Source organism: Pedobacter sp. UBA4863 (genome assembly GCF_002399615.1).
Taxonomy (GTDB): Bacteria; Bacteroidota; Bacteroidia; order Sphingobacteriales; family Sphingobacteriaceae; genus Pedobacter.
Genome location: NZ_DHDZ01000025.1, coordinates 20,126 through 38,255, shown reverse-complemented (window position 1 = coordinate 38,255; position 18,130 = coordinate 20,126). Strand labels below are relative to the sequence as shown.

12 protein-coding genes are annotated in these 18,130 nt (G+C 39.4%); 8 read left to right on the top strand and 4 right to left on the bottom strand.

Annotated features, from left to right (window positions below):
- Window positions 1–16 precede the first annotated feature (16 nt).
- Both B3I52_RS04195 and B3I52_RS04190 read right to left on the bottom strand, forming a co-directional pair.
- Entirely contained in the window at window positions 17–1,297 is a 1,281-nt protein-coding gene (locus B3I52_RS04195; RefSeq protein WP_293299170.1) for a carboxypeptidase-like regulatory domain-containing protein, read from the bottom strand.
- Window positions 1,287–1,865, bottom strand: a complete 579-nt coding sequence (locus tag B3I52_RS04190) for an RNA polymerase sigma factor (RefSeq protein WP_293299198.1) — start codon at window positions 1,863–1,865, stop codon at window positions 1,287–1,289. Before B3I52_RS04190 ends, B3I52_RS04195 begins: the two co-directional genes overlap by 11 nt.
- Window positions 1,866–2,031: 166 nt before the next feature.
- On the opposite strand from B3I52_RS04190, the gene B3I52_RS04185 reads away from it, so the two are divergent.
- Window positions 2,032–3,591, top strand: coding sequence for a carboxypeptidase-like regulatory domain-containing protein (locus B3I52_RS04185; protein WP_293299167.1), 1,560 nt, complete (start codon window positions 2,032–2,034; stop codon window positions 3,589–3,591).
- A complete protein-coding gene (locus B3I52_RS04180) occupies window positions 3,536–4,369 on the top strand; it encodes a DUF4197 domain-containing protein (protein WP_349678670.1) in 834 nt (277 codons plus the stop codon). The genes B3I52_RS04185 and B3I52_RS04180 overlap by 56 nt, the downstream gene beginning before the upstream one ends.
- 942 nt (window positions 4,370–5,311) lie before the next feature.
- Here the strand turns inward: B3I52_RS04180 and B3I52_RS04175 are convergent.
- The gene (locus B3I52_RS04175; RefSeq protein ID WP_293299142.1) at window positions 5,312–6,847 is read right to left on the bottom strand and encodes a trypsin-like peptidase domain-containing protein; all 1,536 of its coding nucleotides are present in this window, start codon (window positions 6,845–6,847) and stop codon (window positions 5,312–5,314) included.
- A gap of 202 nt (window positions 6,848–7,049) precedes the next feature.
- On the opposite strand from B3I52_RS04175, the gene dapF reads away from it, so the two are divergent.
- The 6 genes from dapF (at window position 7,050) to B3I52_RS04145 (ending at window position 15,654) form a co-directional block, all read left to right on the top strand.
- Window positions 7,050–7,835 (top strand): diaminopimelate epimerase, encoded by a 786-nt coding sequence (dapF, locus tag B3I52_RS04170; RefSeq protein ID WP_293299139.1) that lies wholly within the window; start codon window positions 7,050–7,052, stop codon window positions 7,833–7,835.
- Between the two features lie 313 nt (window positions 7,836–8,148).
- Window positions 8,149–9,024, top strand: coding sequence for a bile acid:sodium symporter family protein (locus B3I52_RS04165; RefSeq protein ID WP_293299136.1), 876 nt, complete (start codon window positions 8,149–8,151; stop codon window positions 9,022–9,024).
- Between the two features lie 188 nt (window positions 9,025–9,212).
- Entirely contained in the window at window positions 9,213–9,785 is a 573-nt protein-coding gene (locus B3I52_RS04160; protein WP_293299132.1) for a TetR/AcrR family transcriptional regulator, read from the top strand.
- A 26-nt stretch (window positions 9,786–9,811) separates the two neighbouring features.
- Window positions 9,812–10,984: an efflux RND transporter periplasmic adaptor subunit gene (locus B3I52_RS04155; protein WP_293299129.1), complete on the top strand. Its 1,173-nt coding sequence runs from the start codon at window positions 9,812–9,814 to the stop codon at window positions 10,982–10,984.
- A 76-nt stretch (window positions 10,985–11,060) separates the two neighbouring features.
- A complete protein-coding gene (locus B3I52_RS04150) occupies window positions 11,061–14,246 on the top strand; it encodes an efflux RND transporter permease subunit (RefSeq protein ID WP_293299126.1) in 3,186 nt (1,061 codons plus the stop codon).
- A 1-nt stretch (window position 14,247) separates the two neighbouring features.
- Window positions 14,248–15,654 (top strand): efflux transporter outer membrane subunit, encoded by a 1,407-nt coding sequence (locus B3I52_RS04145; RefSeq protein ID WP_293299123.1) that lies wholly within the window; start codon window positions 14,248–14,250, stop codon window positions 15,652–15,654.
- A gap of 72 nt (window positions 15,655–15,726) precedes the next feature.
- Here the strand turns inward: B3I52_RS04145 and B3I52_RS04140 are convergent, their stop codons facing one another.
- On the bottom strand, window positions 15,727–18,060 hold the full coding sequence (locus B3I52_RS04140) for a helix-turn-helix domain-containing protein (RefSeq protein ID WP_293299120.1): 2,334 nt from the start codon (window positions 18,058–18,060) through the stop codon (window positions 15,727–15,729).
- Between the last annotated feature and the right edge of the window lie 70 nt (window positions 18,061–18,130).

Here is an 18,130-nt window from a genome sequence, read left to right as displayed (position 1 = left end):
GAAATTTAAACAGTTTCTAAAACTTAATACTTATCGATGTTTGGGTTATCTTGCCCGTTGGCAATTTCCATTTCCCACCATTTTTCAACAACCTAACCGCTTCATCGTCCATCGCTTTCCCTTCCGATTTTTCAACCTTTATATTTTTTGGCGAACCGTTTGCCGATATACTAAAGCTTAGCCTAACGGTTTTAGTGCCATCAACGTACAATTTGTTGCTTTTAATTAAATATTCGTTGTAGGCTTTCCAGCCAATCGCAGGCACCCCAATAATCAACTCGTTTGCCGTTATAATAGTCGATTTGCTAGACACCGCCGTTTTCTTCCTCGCTTCGCCAACACCAACAACCATCACCTCATTTAATGCGTTATTGGCCTCTTGTAGCCTAATGTCCAGCTTTTCATTCGTCTTAACTGCTACATTTTTACGGGCAAAGCCTAAAGATGCCACTTCTAAAGTTACTTTATTGCTGTCTTTGTCAACCGCCAACTCAAACTCTCCACTTGCATTTGTAGTAGTTCTTAAATTGGCACCTGTCAGTTGTACGGCAGCTCCTGCAATTGGCTGGCCGTTAACATCGGCAACAATACCTTTTACCAACTTGGCATTGTCGCTTTGCAACCCACTCGCTAATAAAGTTTCTGCCACAGGTTTGGGTGCTGTAAAAGCAACGCCACGCATTGCCTTTTGGTCATTAGTTGTTTCGCTATTTACCACATCATTAGCTATTGCACCACTATAGCGTGCTGAATTATTGTTGGTTATTTCTTTTGAACGTTTGTTTTTGGCAATTGCTTGGCCACCTTTAGCCAAGGTTTTATTTAAGGCCTGCGCTACCTTTTGTTCATCAACCAAAGTTGCTGGCTTAGCACGAATAACAGTATCAACCGGAGCCACTGCCACGGCATTCGCTTCTGGCTTTAAAGCAATTTCTATGGTTTTTGGTTTATTGGCCGCTAGTTCTGCCTGCTGTTGACGGTAATTTTCACGCATCCAAAACAATACGCTAACCGTTAAAAAAAGTACTGCCGCAGTTGCCGCAATACTTAAACGCATAGAGGCAATACGCCACATTTTACGTTCAACAGGTTTTTCGGCAATGCGCTCATGCAACTGTCTTTGTAAGATAGAAAGCGTTTGCGTCCGTTTTTTCGCCTCCGTTAGTCCAGCCAAAGCTTGGGCAACAAAAGGATCTTCGAGCGATACTCGCTCTACCTTATGCATCATACCGGCATCTAACTTCCCTTCTAGGTAGTCGTCCAGTACATCAATATCTAACCATTCGTTATTGCCCACTGTTCTTTTCTATACAAATCTTCAAATTCCGTTTCCCATTTTGGATATAGCTTTTCACTTTTAGCATATCATAACCAGTAATATCGGCAACTTCTTTGTAGCATTTTTCTTGTAAATAGAATAAATCTACACTTTTTCGCTGTTCTTCCGAAAGGCTTTCCATACACTTTTCCATAAGGGTTAACTGTGTTTCTTTTGTGTCGTCTATAGCTAGATGCACAAAATCGTCATTTTCCACAAAATTATCTTCGAGGGGTACCGTTAGATTTTTTGACGACTTACGCAGCGCCATTAAACAATGGTTTCGGGTAAGTACATGCAGCCAACTTTTAAAATTTTGCACCTGATGGATACGCAGTTTTTTAATCAGCTCCTCAAAAATTTGCATTACCGCATCCTTGCTTTGTTCTTCATCCTTAAAGTAGCTAAAACAAACCCCGTAAACCAAGTGCATATATTTATTGTAAAGTTCGCCCAACACCTCTAAATCGCCGCTTTTTTGATAAGCAACAACTAAAGAAAGATCGTCCTTTTCTTCTGACTTAACTGTATTCTTGATAAACTTCAAACGCTGGTGGAATTGCCTAAATTTCATTCAAGTATAAAAATATTTTTCGAGACAAGTATGGAAAATTAGCAATAGCTACATCTACCCTCTAAAAAGCCGGCAAGACTAGAAGCTATTAGTCAGAAAGACTAGCCTTTCAAATATTCATTCATCAAAAAGTAGAAATATGAAAACCTTACTCACCTCCTTTATGGCTTTAATCCTGTTTTTTGGATACAAGGCCCCACCAACCAGAGAAATTTCGGGCACAATAGTTAGCGCCGCCAATGGCTTAGCCTTATCAAATGCCAGCATTCAAAGCTTTCCTAGTAAAACCCATACAACGGCTGGAAGCGATGGCAAATACTTCTTAAAAATTCCGGCTACCGATACCTATTTAATGGTAAGTTCCATTGGTTTTCAGCACAAAAAAGTAACCATTGGCAAAGCTAACCTTATCAATATCAGTTTAGCCGATGACAGTAAAGCTTTGCATGAAATTGCTATTGTTGACTATGCAACAGAGAAAAAAATGAGCCTTAATGGCGCTGTTGCTACAGTTGCTTCAACAGAAAGCTTAAGTGGCCGAGTTGCTGGAGTTCCAATTGCTGATGACATAAGCAGATCCACATCGAGTACGGGAGCCATAAAAGATAGAAGAGAAGATTTGCCTCAGTCTAATCAGCTTACCGCGGGCGAGTGGAACGATTTGGAAAACTGGGACTTCTGGAAAGGGTTGATGAATAGTCAAGATTGGTCTAGTTACCAACAAAGCTGGGGATTTAATACAGGCAAAAGATTTAAAATCACCTTAAGAGATAAAAACAATTCTCCACTTCCAAATTATCAAGTTTATGCTTTTAGCAATGGAAAAGCGCTATGGAAGGCCCAAAGCAACTATGCCGGTATTGCAGAGCTATGGACAGCGCTATTACAACCGAATGATGATGAAATAAAAATTGTGGTAGCATCTCCCAATGGCGAGCCTCTTTATACCAAAACTTTTGAGCAACAGCCTAGGCAGTTAAATATAAAATTAAATGTAGGAGCCCAAAAAATTAAAAACCTAGATGTGATGTTTATGGTTGATGCTACTGGCTCTATGGGCGATGAAATCAATTATCTTAAAGCAGAGCTTGATGATATTGTTGGAAGATTTAACAGAGAAGACGGATTAATTACCCGTACTGGATTAGTTTTTTACAGAGATCACGGAGATGAATACATAATAAGAGATTTCGGATTTGACACAGACCTGCAAAAAATTAAAGCGAACCTCGTTAAACAAAGCGCTAGCGGTGGAGGCGACTTTGAAGAAGCTGTTGACGAGGCGATGGAAAATGCCATATTTCAGCAACAATGGACAAGTGAACCCAATTCCACAAAATTAATGTTCATGATATTAGATGCCCCTCCCCATCATCAACCAGATAAAATTAAAAGAATACAGCGCTCAGTTAAAGAGGCAGCTGCAAAAGGCATTATTTTAGTTCCGGTAGTAGCAAGTGGCATAGATAAATCTACCGAGTTTTTAATGCGTTTCATGGCATTAAGTACAAATGGCACTTACGTATTTATTACGGATCATAGTGGAATTGGCAACTCGCACTTAGCACCTACCGTTGGCCAATATAAAGTAGAAAAGTTAAATCAACTGCTTTATCGTTTAACCAGAAAATATACTGGATTAGATGCGTACAAGGCAAAAGATTTACGTAATTTTGCCAACAACAGCAACGAACGGTAACTGCCGGCCCATTGCTTTACCCATAGCGTTAAAAGAAGTGAAAAAAACTGGATTATTATTAATGGTTGCAAGCACCTTAGCTTTAAGCGGCTGCGATGTACAAAGCCAACAGCAAATTGGCAGCATTTTAGGACAAGTTGCAACAGGTGCCACCGGCACGCCTACTAACTTAGAAATTAGCAATGCCCTAAAGCAAGCACTAGAAATAGGTACTGCCGCAGGCTCCGATAAGCTTTCGGCAAAAGATGGTTTCTTTGGCAATATGGCCATCAAGATCTTGTTCCCCGCCGAAGCCCAAAAGGTAGAAAAAACCTTGCGTAGCGTAGGCTTAAATTCGTTGGCCGACAATGTAATCTTGAGTTTAAACCGTGCGGCAGAAGATGCTGCAAAAGAAGCAAAGCCAATCTTTGTAAATGCCATTAAACAAATGACTATTGCCGATGCGACCAATATCCTTTTAGGAAATAAAGATGCCGCAACACAATATTTTAAAAGAGTAACTACGGCACAACTGATGGAGAGATTTTCGCCAGTAATTAGCAACAGTTTAAGCAAAGTAGGCGCAACCAAATACTGGGGCGATGCTGCAACAGCCTATAATAGGCTACCGTTAGTAACTCCGGTAAACACCAATTTAACTAATTACGTAGCCGAAAAAGCCATTAGCGGCATGTTTGTACAAGTAGCACAAGAAGAACTAAAAATTAGAGATAACATTAGCGCCCGTTCTACCGGTTTGCTACAAAAAGTTTTCGGTTACGCAGACACCAAAAAATAATCAACAGAATTGTTGATTTGTTAATAAAATTTTAACAGAACGAAACCATTTTTTTGCTAGCTTGTTATCACCAAACAAGAAAGATAAAAAAAGTCCTGTGAGTGGGCTATCCGCGTAGGGCAGGCACAGCATAAATAGGTTTACTATTCTAAAAAAGACTCTAACATAAAAGTTGGAGTCTTTTTTTTGCACTGCTCTTTAAAAACTTCTTTTAACGTTGTAAGATTGTTTCGTTCCTCACAATGATCTGGTTTGTTTAATGAATTATAAGAGCCTGTCTGAAGTTTATCTAATAATTTGTTTATGCTTCTTTTCGGCTGCAACTTTGTTGCATTTTTTTGAGGTAGAAGCCCTCCTATCTCTTCAAAAACACGCCTCTTTTCGCTCAAAAATAAGCGATAAACATTTTTACAAAATAAATTAAATAGGCACTAAAAGAGGTTTATGCTAGATTAAGAGGTATTCTTTTAGGCTTTTTGTCGGATAGAATTGTCATAAGTCCGACTAAAGTTCGTTGTAACCCCGTCTAAAGCTCGTTAAAACTAGTTGTGCTTATACCTCTCTAAAGAACAATTTGGTTATTAACACGATGACAAACTATTTGTAACATCGGGTGCTAAAAATTTACACTCCGTCTCCCTAAGTTAATTAGGGACTTGTTTTAACGTCTTGTGCTAGCACATTTATCCTAAAGAAACTCAGATGATAACTTTTACAATAGACCTCTTTCATAATTCATTATCGGCATTTGTTTAAAACTTGACTTGATACTGGTTTTCAATTCTGTGGTTTTATAATGCAATGGGCAGAAACAGAAGAGCTGCGAAATGTTAATACCTAACACCTAATTTCTTTATCGATAATTAGAAATCATAAAATACACCAACAAAAAAGGGTATCCTTTTTCAGAATACCCTTTAATATAAAACTAACTAAACTTATTTAAAATTGAATAACAAAAGTTCCTCCATTAGGGTTGAAACCAGAAATTGTAGTTCTACCGTCTCTAGAAGTTGTTAAGGCTTTCTCAATATCAGTAGCGCTGTTAACTTCCTTACCGTTTACTTTGTAAATGATAGATCCTTTAACAATTCCGTAATAGTCAAACTCTTGGCCCGCTACAATATTGGTTACCGCAACTCCGCCGTTGATCCCAAACTTTTGCTTTTGAGCAGCAGTTGCTGGCGCAAAACTAGCCCCCAATTTCGAGATACCCACCCCGGTTGCCTTCTCACTTGCTTTAGCTGTTAATACAGAACTTTCGCCCTTTAAAGTAACGTTAATGTTTTTAGTAGAGCCATCAGCTTTCAATACAGTTAATGCAACTTTATCGCCTGGGCTCATGCGTCCAATACGCTCTTGCAAATCAGGCGAATCGTAAATAGGCGTACCTTCTACTTTTTTAATAATATCGCCTTCTTTAATTCCCGCAGCAGCCGCAGCTCCGTTTGGAGAAATGTCGCTTACATACAAACCTGTATTTTCTTTAATTTTAAGTTCTTCTGCTACATCGGCATCTAAGGCCCTAAAAGAAACCCCAATGTAACCACGTTTAACCGAACCAAATTTTTTAAAATCTTCGAGAATTTTCTTAGCTAAATTTACTGGAATAGCAAAACCATACCCTTCATTTCTACCACTTTGCGAAGCAATAGCTGCGTTGATGCCCACCAGTTCGCCATTAGCGTTTACCAATGCACCGCCACTATTACCGGGGTTAATGGCCGCATCGGTTTGGATAAACGATTCGATAGAGTTATTGGTACGTGTAGGTCTTTGCCCCGTTCTTCTAAAATCATCGTACTCTTCTTGGGTCATCATCCCATTTTCGCGGTTTAAAATACCAATGTTACGAGCCTTTGCACTTACAATACCTGCAGTAACGGTGGTTTGCAAATCTAGCGGGAAACCTACGGCCAATACCCACTCGCCCACCTGCACATTGTCAGAATTACCCATTTTTACATAAGGCAAATCATTTGCTTCTACTTTAATTAATGCCAAATCAGTATTCGCATCTTTACCAATTACCTTGGCAGTTACTTTATGTCTATTTGATAATATTACCTCAATTTTATCGGCCTTATCCACTACGTGGTTGTTGGTAACAATATAACCATCTGCCGTTAAAATTACGCCCGAGCCCGAAGCGGCCTGTGGCTGGCGAGGAGCACGTTGGCCACCACCACCAAAACCAAAAAATTGTTCAAACATATCTTCCATGCCACCACCCCTGCTCGACTTACCTTGATAGGTAGTTTTAATATGTACCACGGCCGGCGAAACGGCAGCAGCAGCCTGTACAAAATCGGGCGCTCCGGCCGAAGATATACTGGTTACGTTACTAGCAAACATCGTCTTTTGCCTATCTGCCAGCGTAAAACTATCATTTGGGCGCTCTAATAGCTTATAGGCGCCAATTGCAGCTGCACCTCCTATAAAAGAAGCAGCCAAAGCAATTAATCCTATTTTTTTCATTTGCATATAAATATTTGTTTTTAATGTAATGATATTTATGTTGTTTTACTTTTTATCATTGATTTGTTCAAATTTAATACCATATCACCGATATTTGTATCATAATAAGGTCTAATTACATGTTAAAAAATGTTAAAACCTGCAGCAACAACTCATTCACTTTGCGGGGCTTACATTTAGTACAATTTAGCTTAAGCAAAAAATGAACATTAAATTCTACAAATACCAAGGTGCCGGCAACGATTTCATCTTAATTGATGGCCGAGAAATAATTTCAAAAAACATCGATACTGATACTATAGCGCAACTTTGCGATCGTAGATTTGGTATTGGTGCAGATGGCTTAATGTTCTTGCTAAATAACGATGACTACGATTTTGAGATGGTGTACCATAACGCCGATGGCAAGGTGGGCAGCATGTGTGGCAATGGCGGTCGTTGTATAGTGGCCTTTGCCAAACACTTAGGTGTTTTTGACACTGAAACTAATTTTTTGGCAGTAGATGGCGCTCATTATGCCAAAATTTCAGCCGAAGGCAATTGGGTAGAACTACAAATGATTGATGTAGATACCATTCATGTAGATGCAGATGCTTTTGTATTAAACACTGGTTCGCCCCATTATGTAAAAGAGGTTACTGGCTTAGAAGCGATGGACGTTTACACCGAGGGCCACACTATACGTAACAACGAAACCTACAAAGCCAATGGTATTAATGTAAACTTTGTAGAGAAAAAAACAGACCATTTTTTTGTGCGCACCTTTGAACGTGGCGTAGAAGACGAAACCTATGCCTGTGGTACTGGCGTAACCGCCGTGGCTATGGCCATGGCAAAAAAACAAAACCAAATTGGTCAAGTGGTAACTCCAGTAGTAGTGTTAGGTGGCAATTTAGAAATCAACTTTAGTTACGACGGCAAAAAGTTTACCGAGGTATTTTTATGTGGCCCTGCAGAGAAAGTTTTTGAGGGCGAGATCAGTATCTAAAAGCACCCGCAACTGCCCGTGATGAGTTAGCCACAGCAATACAACCTATTCTTTACTAGCTTAAATTAACCCGTTTGCATTAGATTAATTATCCTCCTCCACTCCTCCCGAATAGTCGAGATAAACTCTCCAAAGGGGGCACATGGCGTTTAACTATGCGATTTGCATATCCCCCTCTTGGAGGGGGCATGGGGAGGATTTAAACTTCATATACAAATTCTTGCATATCAGTTATTTATCGTTTTATTGATAATACACTACGGGTTTAAATTCGTAAAAAAGTATATCTTTATTAAAACCAGCTATACTTTTTATGGAACAAAATATTGCATTAACTCTTTTTTTGCCAATTGCATTAGGCATTATCATGCTTGGCCTTGGCTTAAGCTTAATGCTCGACGACTTTAAACGTGTGGTACTTTATCCAAAGGCCGTAATTGTTGGGCTATTTTGCCAAATGATTTTGCTGCCCGTTATTTGTTTTGGCATTACACTACTCTTTAACCTTCCACCTGCGTTGGCCATTGGCTTAATGTTGCTGGCAGCATCGCCAGGTGGCGCAACAGCAAATTTATTTAGCCATTTAGCCAAAGGCGATGTAGCCTTAAACGTAACACTAACTGCGGTAAACAGCGTACTTACGCTAGTTACGCTGCCATTTATTGTAAATGCATCTATCCATTACTTTATGCAAAGCAGCCAAGTAATTACCATGCAGTTTAGCAAAATTATTGAGGTATTTGCCATTGTTTTGATCCCTGTTGCCATAGGTATGTTTATTAACTATAAGGCTCCAAACTTTTCAAAACGCTTAGAAAAGCCCGTAAAAGTACTCTCGGCCATTTTTTTAGTACTAATTATTGCAGGAGCCGTTTTAAAAGAAAAAAGTAATTTCGTAAGCTATTTTCAGCAAGTAGGCCTAGCCAGCTTATGTTTTAATTTGGCCAGTATGGCCTTAGGTTATTTTGTTCCTAGATTAGTTAATATTGGCAAAAAGCAAGCTATAGCCATAGGCATGGAAATAGGCATCCATAATGGCACTTTAGCTATATATATTGCGCTAAACGTAATTGGCAACAGCACCATGAGTATTCCGCCCGCTATTTACAGTCTAATTATGTTTTTTACCGCTGCGCTGTTTGGTTACGTGGTAAGTAAAAAAAACACTACCCTGTCTCAAATTCAATAAACACTATTGCTTGCTGTTATATAGGCTTACCTAATAGTGCCTATTTTTCATTTACTTGCCATGTAAATTGGCAGTGTTACTTTGTAACAAAGTTAAATGTTAAAAGTAAATGAGATTTTACTGACAATTCATAGCTTAAAGCCCCTTACCTTTGTTAACAAAATTGTTAAACAAAAAAGTTAACCTACTTGAGCAAAGAAGAACTTATTAAACAAACAGCAAAAGAATTATTCTTTGGCAAAGGATATTTACACGCCACTACGCAAGAAATTGCCGATGCGGCAGGTGTGAACAGGGCCCTTATTAACTATTATTTTCGGTCTAGAGATTTGCTTTTCCAAACGGTATATCTCGAAGCGGTAGAAAACTTAAGATCACAGTTAGATGAGGTCATTTATGGAGACATTCCTTTTAAAGAGAAGGTAAGCCTATTTATAGATGTTCACATGAAAGAGTTGCAAAGGTATCCCTACCGCGAATCATTCTTAATAACCGAAATATGCAGCAAGAACTTTGTACTAGAAGATAAGAAAAAAAGTGCAGCACTATCTCATTTCTTAAAAGAAGTTGTAGCAGAAATGGATAAGGGCACCATTAGAAAGTATGATCCCATACAGTTTGTCTTCAATTTAACATCATTGATATCTTTTCCCGTTATCATGATGCCTTTATATAAAAAACTATTAGACGTGCCTAAGGAGAAATACAAGCAACTCCTTTCCGAAAGAAAACAAATTATTTTAGACCAAATTTTCAATTAGAATCCTCATTATAAATATTACATAAAATGAAATCACCCTCACTTTTATTATCTCTTACCGGCCTAACGGCATTATTTTTAGCTTCATGTAGCTCTGGAAAGAATGACCCAAAAGCTGGTGGCCCACCCACAGGCCCACAAGCCTACCCAGTAGTACAACTTAGCGAACTTAACACCACTTTAGAAAGCGATTATCCGGCTACTTTAGAAGGACAGCAAAATGTAGATATTAGGCCAATGGTTGATGGCTTTATCGGTAAAATTTATGTAGATGAGGGTGCCACCGTTAGTGCTGGCCAACCTCTTTTTGCAATTACGGCACCACAATATGAGCAAGCTGTTAGAACTGCCGAAGCTGCTATTAAAAGCGCCCAAGCAGAAGTAAGTGCTGCAGAACTACAATACAACAAAACCAAACCTTTGGTAGAAAAAGATATCATTTCTAAGTTCGACCTACAATCGGCCGAACTGAACCTAACAGCACGCAAAGCTAGTTTGGCGCAGGCAAAAGCCACCTTGGTAAATGCAAAAGTAAACTTAGGCTATACTATCGTTCGCAGCCCTGTTAGTGGTGTTATTGGTCAAATCCCTTATAAGGTTGGCGCAATTGTAAGCTCAAATAGTCCATCGCCACTAACTACTGTTTCAAACATATCAAAAGTATATGCCTATTTCTCTTTGAACGAAAAACAATTATTAGAAATAGCTAGAACAGGAGATAACAAATCGCTAGGCGACAAAGTAAGAAGTATTCCGCCAGTAACATTGGTATTAGCAGATGGCACAGTGTATAACCAAAAAGGAAAGATAGAATCTATTGCCGGACAAATAAACGTACAAACTGGGTCATCTAGCCTAAGAGCTACCTTTACCAACCCAGAAGGTTTATTAAGAACAGGATCAAGCGCCTCTATCCGTATCCCTAAAAACTTAACAAATGCCATTTTAGTCCCTCAAAAATCTACTACCGATATTCAAGGAAAGAAATTTGTATATTTAGTTACAGATACCGGTGGCATAAAAATTAACAACATAGAAATTATGGGAGCCACTAAAGGCAATTATTATGTAGTTACAAGCGGTTTAAAAGCAGGCGATAAAATTGTGCTAGAAGGTTTTGCTTCTTTAAAAGAAGGCGATAAGATAAAACCAAACAGCAAAAATGCCGACTCTGTATTTGCCGCAGCTAAAAACAAATAAGTTATTGTGAGTTGTAAGGTTAGCATGTTTCAACCTTACAAGGTTTCACCCCTTCAAACATTCCAGCAAGAATATCATGTTTAAAAAATTTATAGAAAGACCGGTTTTATCTACGGTAATCTCTATCATTATTGTGATACTGGGCGTATTGGGTATTATTACCCTACCCGTTTCGCAATATCCCGAAATAGCACCGCCAACTATTTCTGTTTCTGCATCGTACCAAGGTGCCAATGCCGATGTGGTAATGAGCAGTGTTGTTGTTCCGCTAGAAGAGCAAATTAATGGTGTAGAAGACATGACCTACATGACCTCTACAGCAAGTAACGACGGTACAGCCACCATCACCATTAACTTTAAACTGGGCACTAATCCGGATTTGGCGGCCGTAAACGTACAAAACCGCGTTGCAAGGGCTACCAGCCTACTACCTGCAGAGGTAACCAGGGCGGGCGTAATTACCCAGAAAAGACAGTCGAGTAATGTGTTAATTTTTGCGCTGTACAGCGACGATAAAGCGTATGACCAAAAGTTCTTACAAAACTATGCGGAGATCAATCTTATTCCGCAAATTAAAAGGATAGCTGGTGTGGGCGATGTGATGGCTTTTGGCCAATCTACCTATGCTATGCGTATTTGGTTAAAACCAGATTTAATGGCGGCCTACAAATTGGTGCCTAATGATATTAACGTTGCCCTAGCAGAACAAAATATTGAAGCTGCTCCGGGCCAGTTTGGAGAGCAAGGAGACCAATCTTTTCAATACACCATTAAATATTCTGGGCGTTTAAAGAGCGAAACAGAGTTTGGCGAGATCATTATTAGAAGTACCGAAGGCGGACAAGTTTTAAAGCTTAAGGATATTGCTAAAATAGAATTAGGGTCGCAAAGCTATGGCAGTACCATGCGTTTAAATGGTAAACCTGGCCTAGGTTTTGCCGTAAGTCAAACTGCGGGCTCTAACGCTAAAGAAGTAATTGAAGGCTCGCTAAAGGCAGTAGAGGAAGCAAAATTATCTTTCCCTAAAGGTATAGATTACATTACACTAACCAATGCCAACGACTTCTTAGATGCCTCTATCGAAAAAGTAATACATACCTTGATTGAGGCCTTTATCTTGGTGTTTATTGTGGTATTTATTTTCTTACAAGACTTTAAATCTACACTAATACCGGCTATTTCTGTACCGGTGGCTATTATTGGTACTTTCTTCTTTCTCAGCTTGTTTGGCTTTACCATTAACTTATTAACGCTATTTGCCCTAGTGCTGGCAATTGGTATTGTGGTAGATGATGCCATTGTGGTAGTAGAGGCCGTGCATGCCAAATTAGACAAAGGCTATAAATCTGCAAAAAGAGCTACTAATGATGCCATGGATGAAATTACAGGGGCCATTATCTCTATTACCTTGGTAATGTCGGCCGTGTTTGTTCCCGTAAGTTTCATTGCCGGCTCTTCTGGAGTATTCTTTAAGCAGTTCGGTTTAACTTTGGCCATAGCCATTATCTTATCGGCAATTAATGCCTTAACGCTTAGTCCTGCTTTATGTGCCTTGTTGCTAAAACCTCATGAGGAGCACCAAAACGAAACCAACAAAAGTTTTTCTAAACGTTTCTTTACGGCTTTTAACACCTCGTTCGATAAGATGACCCGTAAATACAAAGGCTCTGTTTATTTCCTTTCTAAGCGAAAATGGCTATCTGGTCTTGCCGTGGCTGCATTTGCAGGTGTTTTTTCGTTCTTAATGTACAGCACACCTAAAGGTTTTGTACCTAACGAGGATATGGGCTCTATCATGTCTGATATTGCTTTGCCCCCAGGCACATCTATGGAGCGCACCAATGAAATATTGTCCAAAGTGGACGCCATAGTAAGTGAAATACCTGAAATTAGGGCAGTTTTACGTGTAAATGGCAGAGGTATGATTAGTGGTAGCGGCAGTTCTTATGGTATGGTTATTGGCCGTTTAATACCTTGGAGCGAGCGTAAAAGAGATGTAAAAACAATTATCCAGGAATTGTTTGCAAAAACTGCTGGCATTAAAGAAGCTAGAATTATTTTCTTTGCCCCTCCAACCATTTCTGGTTTCGGCATGAGCGGTGGTTTCGAGTTTCAATTACAAGACAGAACTGGCGGTACTATTCAAAACTTTACAGCGATAAGCAACCAATTTTTAGCGGCATTAAACCAACGCCCCGAAATTCAATATGCATCTACTTCGTTCAATCCAAACTTCCCTCAATATTTAATTACAGCTAATGTGGCCAAAATTAAACAAGCAGGCCTAAGCGTGAACGATGTAATGAGCGTAATGCAGGGATATTTTGGTGGTGTTTATGCCTCGAACTTTAACAAGTTTGGCAAGCAGTACCGTGTAATGTACCAAGCAGACCCACAGTACAGAGCCAACCCAGAAAGTTTAAGCAATGTGCAGGTACGCACCAAAGACGGCAACATGGCTCCAATAAGTACTTTTATTCAATTAGAAAGAGTTTACGGACCACAGGCCATTACCAGGTTTAACCTTTATACCTCTATTGCTGTAACAGGGAGTCCTAAACCAGGTTTCAGTTCTGGCGATGCCCTTACTGCAATTAAAGAGGAAGCAAGTAAAGTATTGCCACAAGGCTACGGTTACGAGTTTTCTGGTTTATCCAGAGAAGAACAATCGGCTGGTAGCCAAACCGTGTATATTTTTATGCTCTGTTTAATCTTCGTTTACTTTTTATTGGCAGCACAGTACGAAAGTTACATCTTACCATTGGCCGTAATTTTATCATTACCTATTGGTTTAGCGGGTACCTTTATTTTCGGTAAAATATTCGGTATAGACAATAACATCTACACGCAAATTACCCTAATCATGTTAATTGGTTTGCTGGCTAAAAATGCCATTCTAATTGTAGAGTTTGCCGTAGAAAGGCGAAGAAAAGGAATGACTATTTTACAAGCTGCATTAGAGGGCGCAAGCGCACGTTTACGCCCAATTTTAATGACCTCGTTTGCTTTTATTTTAGGCTTGGTGCCTTTAATGGCTGCTTCTGGAGTAGGTGCGCAAGGTAACAACTCTATTGGTACGGGCGCCATTGGCGGTATGCTTATGGGTACCGTATTTGGCGTATTCTTTATCCCTGTACTTTTCGTAATGTTCCAAAAATTACAAGAGAAAATTAGCAGCAAATCGCCTTTTGATGAAGGATATGATCCATCGGAACGTTTATTTAGAGAGAAAAATGAATTTGAGACCGATAGTAATGAATAAGATGAAAAGAAATATAAACAGAAATTTAATTGCGGCTGTGGCAATTGCGCTAACATTTAGTTCATGTGTAACTAAAAAATACGAACGCCCAAACTTGCCCCTGGCCGATACCTATAGAGATATTAACAGTACGGATACAAATAGCATCGCCGATTTAAATCCGGCGGTGTTATTTAAAGATGCACAATTGCAGGCGCTTATTAATGAAGGTTTGCAAAACAACCTAGATCTTAAAAGTGCCATTGAGCGTATGCGAATTGCCCAAGCTACTTTATCGCAAAGTAAACTGGCTTTTTTGCCTACTCTTAATGCCGATGTTTCTGTTGCAGAAAATAAGCAGTCTAGGGCCGCTTTAAACTTTCCTCCTGGGATTAATATCAACACCGAAACACAATTGTACAAGGCGCAATTATCTGCCGCATGGGAATTAGATGTTTGGGGAAAATTGGGAAGTGCAAAAAGAGGTGCAGTAGCTACGCTTTTACAAACCGAGGCTACTAAAAGAGCCATACAAACACAGTTAATTAGCAACATTGCCAACAGCTACTATACGCTTTTAGCTTTAGACGAACAATTGCGAATTACCGAAGAAACGGTTAAAATTAGAACCAAGAGTGTGGCAACTATTAAAGCTTTAAAAGAAGCCGCTGTGGTAAACGGTGCCGCTGTGGTACAAAGCGAAGCTAATAAATACGCTGCCGAGGTTACTATTCCAGATTTGAAGCGAAGCATTAGAGAAACCGAAAATACATTAAGTATTTTGCTGGGTAAAGCAGGCGCTCCAATTGCCCGTGGTAAACTTACACAACAAGAGGTGTATTCATCGTTAAATACTGGCGTATCTTCGCTATTGTTAAAAAACAGGCCCGATGTACAAGCTTCAGAATTTGCTTTCAAAGCTGCCTTTGAGAACACTAACTTGGCAAAAACGTATTTTTATCCCTCGTTAACCTTAACGGCAAATGGCGGTCTATCTAGTTTAAAACTAGAAAACCTTTTCGATAACTCTATCTTTTATAGTTTTATAGGTGGTTTAACACAACCTATTTTAGGTAGAGGACAAAACAAAGCTCGTTTAACAACTGCTAAAGCAAACCAAGAAATTGCCTACAACGATTTCCAAAAAACAATTTTAACGGCTGGTGCCGAAGTTTCTAATGCCTTGTTTGCCTACCAAACGGCTATTCATAAAGAAACATCGAGAACTAAACAAATTGAAGCCTTAACCAAGGCCGTAGATTTTACCGAAGAATTGTTGAAATACAGCTCTGCAACCAACTACACCGATGTTTTAACCTCGCAACAAAGTTTACTCAGTGCACAATTAAGCGCTGTGAACGATCAGTTGCAGAAGTTAACGGCCGTAGTTAACTTATACCGTGCTTTAGGTGGCGGCTGGAAACAGTAATTTGCAACAGTATCATATTTTAATTGATAACTCCGGGCAAAAGTTCGGAGTTTTTTTGTTTTTATCGGCTTCTTACTCACCCTCAGCGATAAAAGCAGCAATGGCAATTTTAATCTCCCCAAAATCATAGGCCTTGCCCACATGATCGCGAATTTCGTTAAGCTTAACGCTCTTCAGTTCTCTGATGGCCTTTAGCAAAACTTCTAGCTTATGCTTAGCAATAACTTTATCTGCACTAATTTGGCTTTGTACAATGTAATGTGCCAAATGACCTTCAATAGTTCCTTTGGTCATTCCTCTTTCAGCAGCAATTTCGGTTGGGGTTTTACCTTCGTTAAATAGTGCTAGCGTAATTTCTTTGGTATCTATTTTAGGTTGTTTCTCTTTTGTTGTTTTTTTGCTCCTCATTGGCCTTGCCTTTTCTCCCTCTCTTTCCAATTCTTCTTTATTTGGCAGGGCATAAGCTTGTTTCATTTGTTCTTCGCGTTTTGCCAAATCGTATAGCGCATAGAAATCTTCTTTTGCAACTTCGTAACCACCGGCTTTTGCCAACAACATGGCCTTTGCACGAACTATTTTCTTAAACTGCTCATAGAACATGGCTTCTAGATCAATAAGTTCGTGTAAATATTCTTTGGTTTGCTTTTGTTGTTTTACGTTTTCGATATGTGCAAAAATGGCATCACTCTGTGTGGTTAACAAGGGCAAGAAATAGCTACTTGCTGCTGTTACCCGGGTAATTAACGGTTCTAGGTCAGTAGTTTGTTCGAGTACCAACAAACGGTCTATCTGTTTTAGAAACTTATCGGCATGTACTTTTGCGGCCATCAGTTCTTGTTGCAATTTTACCGCCCAAGCCAAATGGGTCTGTTTTACAGAACGCTTTTCATCCTTGCTGTAGCTAAACACATGCTCGTAAATAAAATTATCTAGCAGCGTAAAATTAAAGGCATTTAACAACGATTGTTTCAAAAAAGCATCGGCTTCTCTGGTTATTTGCAAGCGCAAACTCTCTTGTAAATCTTTATTTTTTGAATAATAAGCCACATTTTGGTCGGCTTTCATGCCACGGATATTTAAATGAGAGGTTAAAATAAGCCCGTCTAAAGACCGCAATCGCGATAGCGCTACATAAATTTGCCCGGGCGCAAAAGCATCGCCAATATCAACAATGGCCTTATCAAATGTTAAACCTTGGCTTTTATGTACCGTTATTGCCCAGGCCAATTTTAAGGGATATTGTGTAAAAGTGCCTATTTCTTCTTCTTCAATCTCATTGGTATGTTTGTTGGTGGTGTACCTAATGTTCTTCCAAATGTACTGCTCTACGGTTATCGGATAAGTATCTCCTTGGGGCAAAACGCTGATGCTATCATCGGTTAAATCTGTTACTACGGCCAACTTTCCATTAAAAAACCGTTGCTCGCCTTTCGGATCGTTCTTAATGAACATTACCTGTGCACCAACTTTAAGCACTAGGGTTTTCTCTATCGGATAGGCATTTTCGGCAAACTCTTTAGCTATGGTGGCATAGTAAGAGAACGATTTTCCTTTCAGTTCTGCCAAGCTATTTTTGTTCATCGCATCGGCTTTGCTGTTGTGCGTGGTTAAGGTAATGTAATTGTCGTTTAAATCTGGTTTGTAATTTTCGCGATAATGACTTTTTAACAGCGCAAGGTTTTCTGCTGTAGCGTTATTATTGCGAAGGTTATTTAATAGGTCAATAAAAGTCTGGTCAGACTGCCGGTAAATTTTATCGAGTTCTATATAAATTGGCGGATGGTTTTTTAGGCTCAGCGCATCGAAAAAGAAGGCGCTTTGGTAAAACTTACCTAAAATTTCTTGCTCCTGGTTTTTAACCACTGGTGGCAGTTGGTACAAATCGCCGATGAAGAGTACCTGTACGCCGCCAAAACTATCGTTGTTTTTACGAACGTAACGTAAAACAAAATCGATGGCATCTAGCACATCGGCCCGCAGCATACTTACCTCATCAATAATAAGCAATTCTAGGTCTAGTAAAATTCGGCGCTTAATGGTGTTCATGCTTAAATGCCGAACTAAACTTTTGGGCGTATTGTAGGGTATGCCCGAAGGAAGGTTTTGGTCTGGTGTTATACGTGGCACAAAAGCACCAAACGGCAACTGAAAAAGCGAGTGTATGGTAACCCCAGCGGCATTGATTGCCGCAATACCCGTTGGAGCAACAATTACTGCCTTTTTGTACGTTCGGGCAATAATGTTTCGCAAAAAGGTAGTTTTTCCTGTGCCCGCTTTTCCGGTTAAGAAAATATGTCTAGCAGTGTGGTTAATAAATCTGGCAGCTAGTTCGGCAGGTTGTAGGTGTTGGTTTTCTTCCAAATCAGTTTTTTTTATACTGGGCTTAACAAAAATAGCAGATATCATTAGCTATTTCACAAATTATTAAAAAACAGCCTGCAACATATTAGCTTTTGCTGCGTCTTAATGTACAAGA

What these genes read in the sequence shown, in the direction of transcription:
- B3I52_RS04185 (WP_293299167.1), top strand. Translation starts at nt 2,032, where the DNA reads ATGAAAACCTTACTCACCTCCTTTATGGCTTTAATCCTGTTTTTTGGA.
- B3I52_RS04180 (WP_349678670.1), top strand. Translation starts at nt 3,536, where the DNA reads ATGCGTACAAGGCAAAAGATTTACGTAATTTTGCCAACAACAGCAACG.
- B3I52_RS04175 (WP_293299142.1), bottom strand. Translation starts at nt 6,847, where the DNA reads ATGAAAAAAATAGGATTAATTGCTTTGGCTGCTTCTTTTATAGGAGGT.
- dapF (WP_293299139.1), top strand. Translation starts at nt 7,050, where the DNA reads ATGAACATTAAATTCTACAAATACCAAGGTGCCGGCAACGATTTCATC.
- B3I52_RS04165 (WP_293299136.1), top strand. Translation starts at nt 8,149, where the DNA reads ATGGAACAAAATATTGCATTAACTCTTTTTTTGCCAATTGCATTAGGC.
- B3I52_RS04155 (WP_293299129.1), top strand. Translation starts at nt 9,812, where the DNA reads ATGAAATCACCCTCACTTTTATTATCTCTTACCGGCCTAACGGCATTA.
- B3I52_RS04150 (WP_293299126.1), top strand. Translation starts at nt 11,061, where the DNA reads ATGTTTAAAAAATTTATAGAAAGACCGGTTTTATCTACGGTAATCTCT.
- B3I52_RS04145 (WP_293299123.1), top strand. Translation starts at nt 14,248, where the DNA reads ATGAAAAGAAATATAAACAGAAATTTAATTGCGGCTGTGGCAATTGCG.
- B3I52_RS04140 (WP_293299120.1), bottom strand. Translation starts at nt 18,060, where the DNA reads ATGATATCTGCTATTTTTGTTAAGCCCAGTATAAAAAAAACTGATTTG.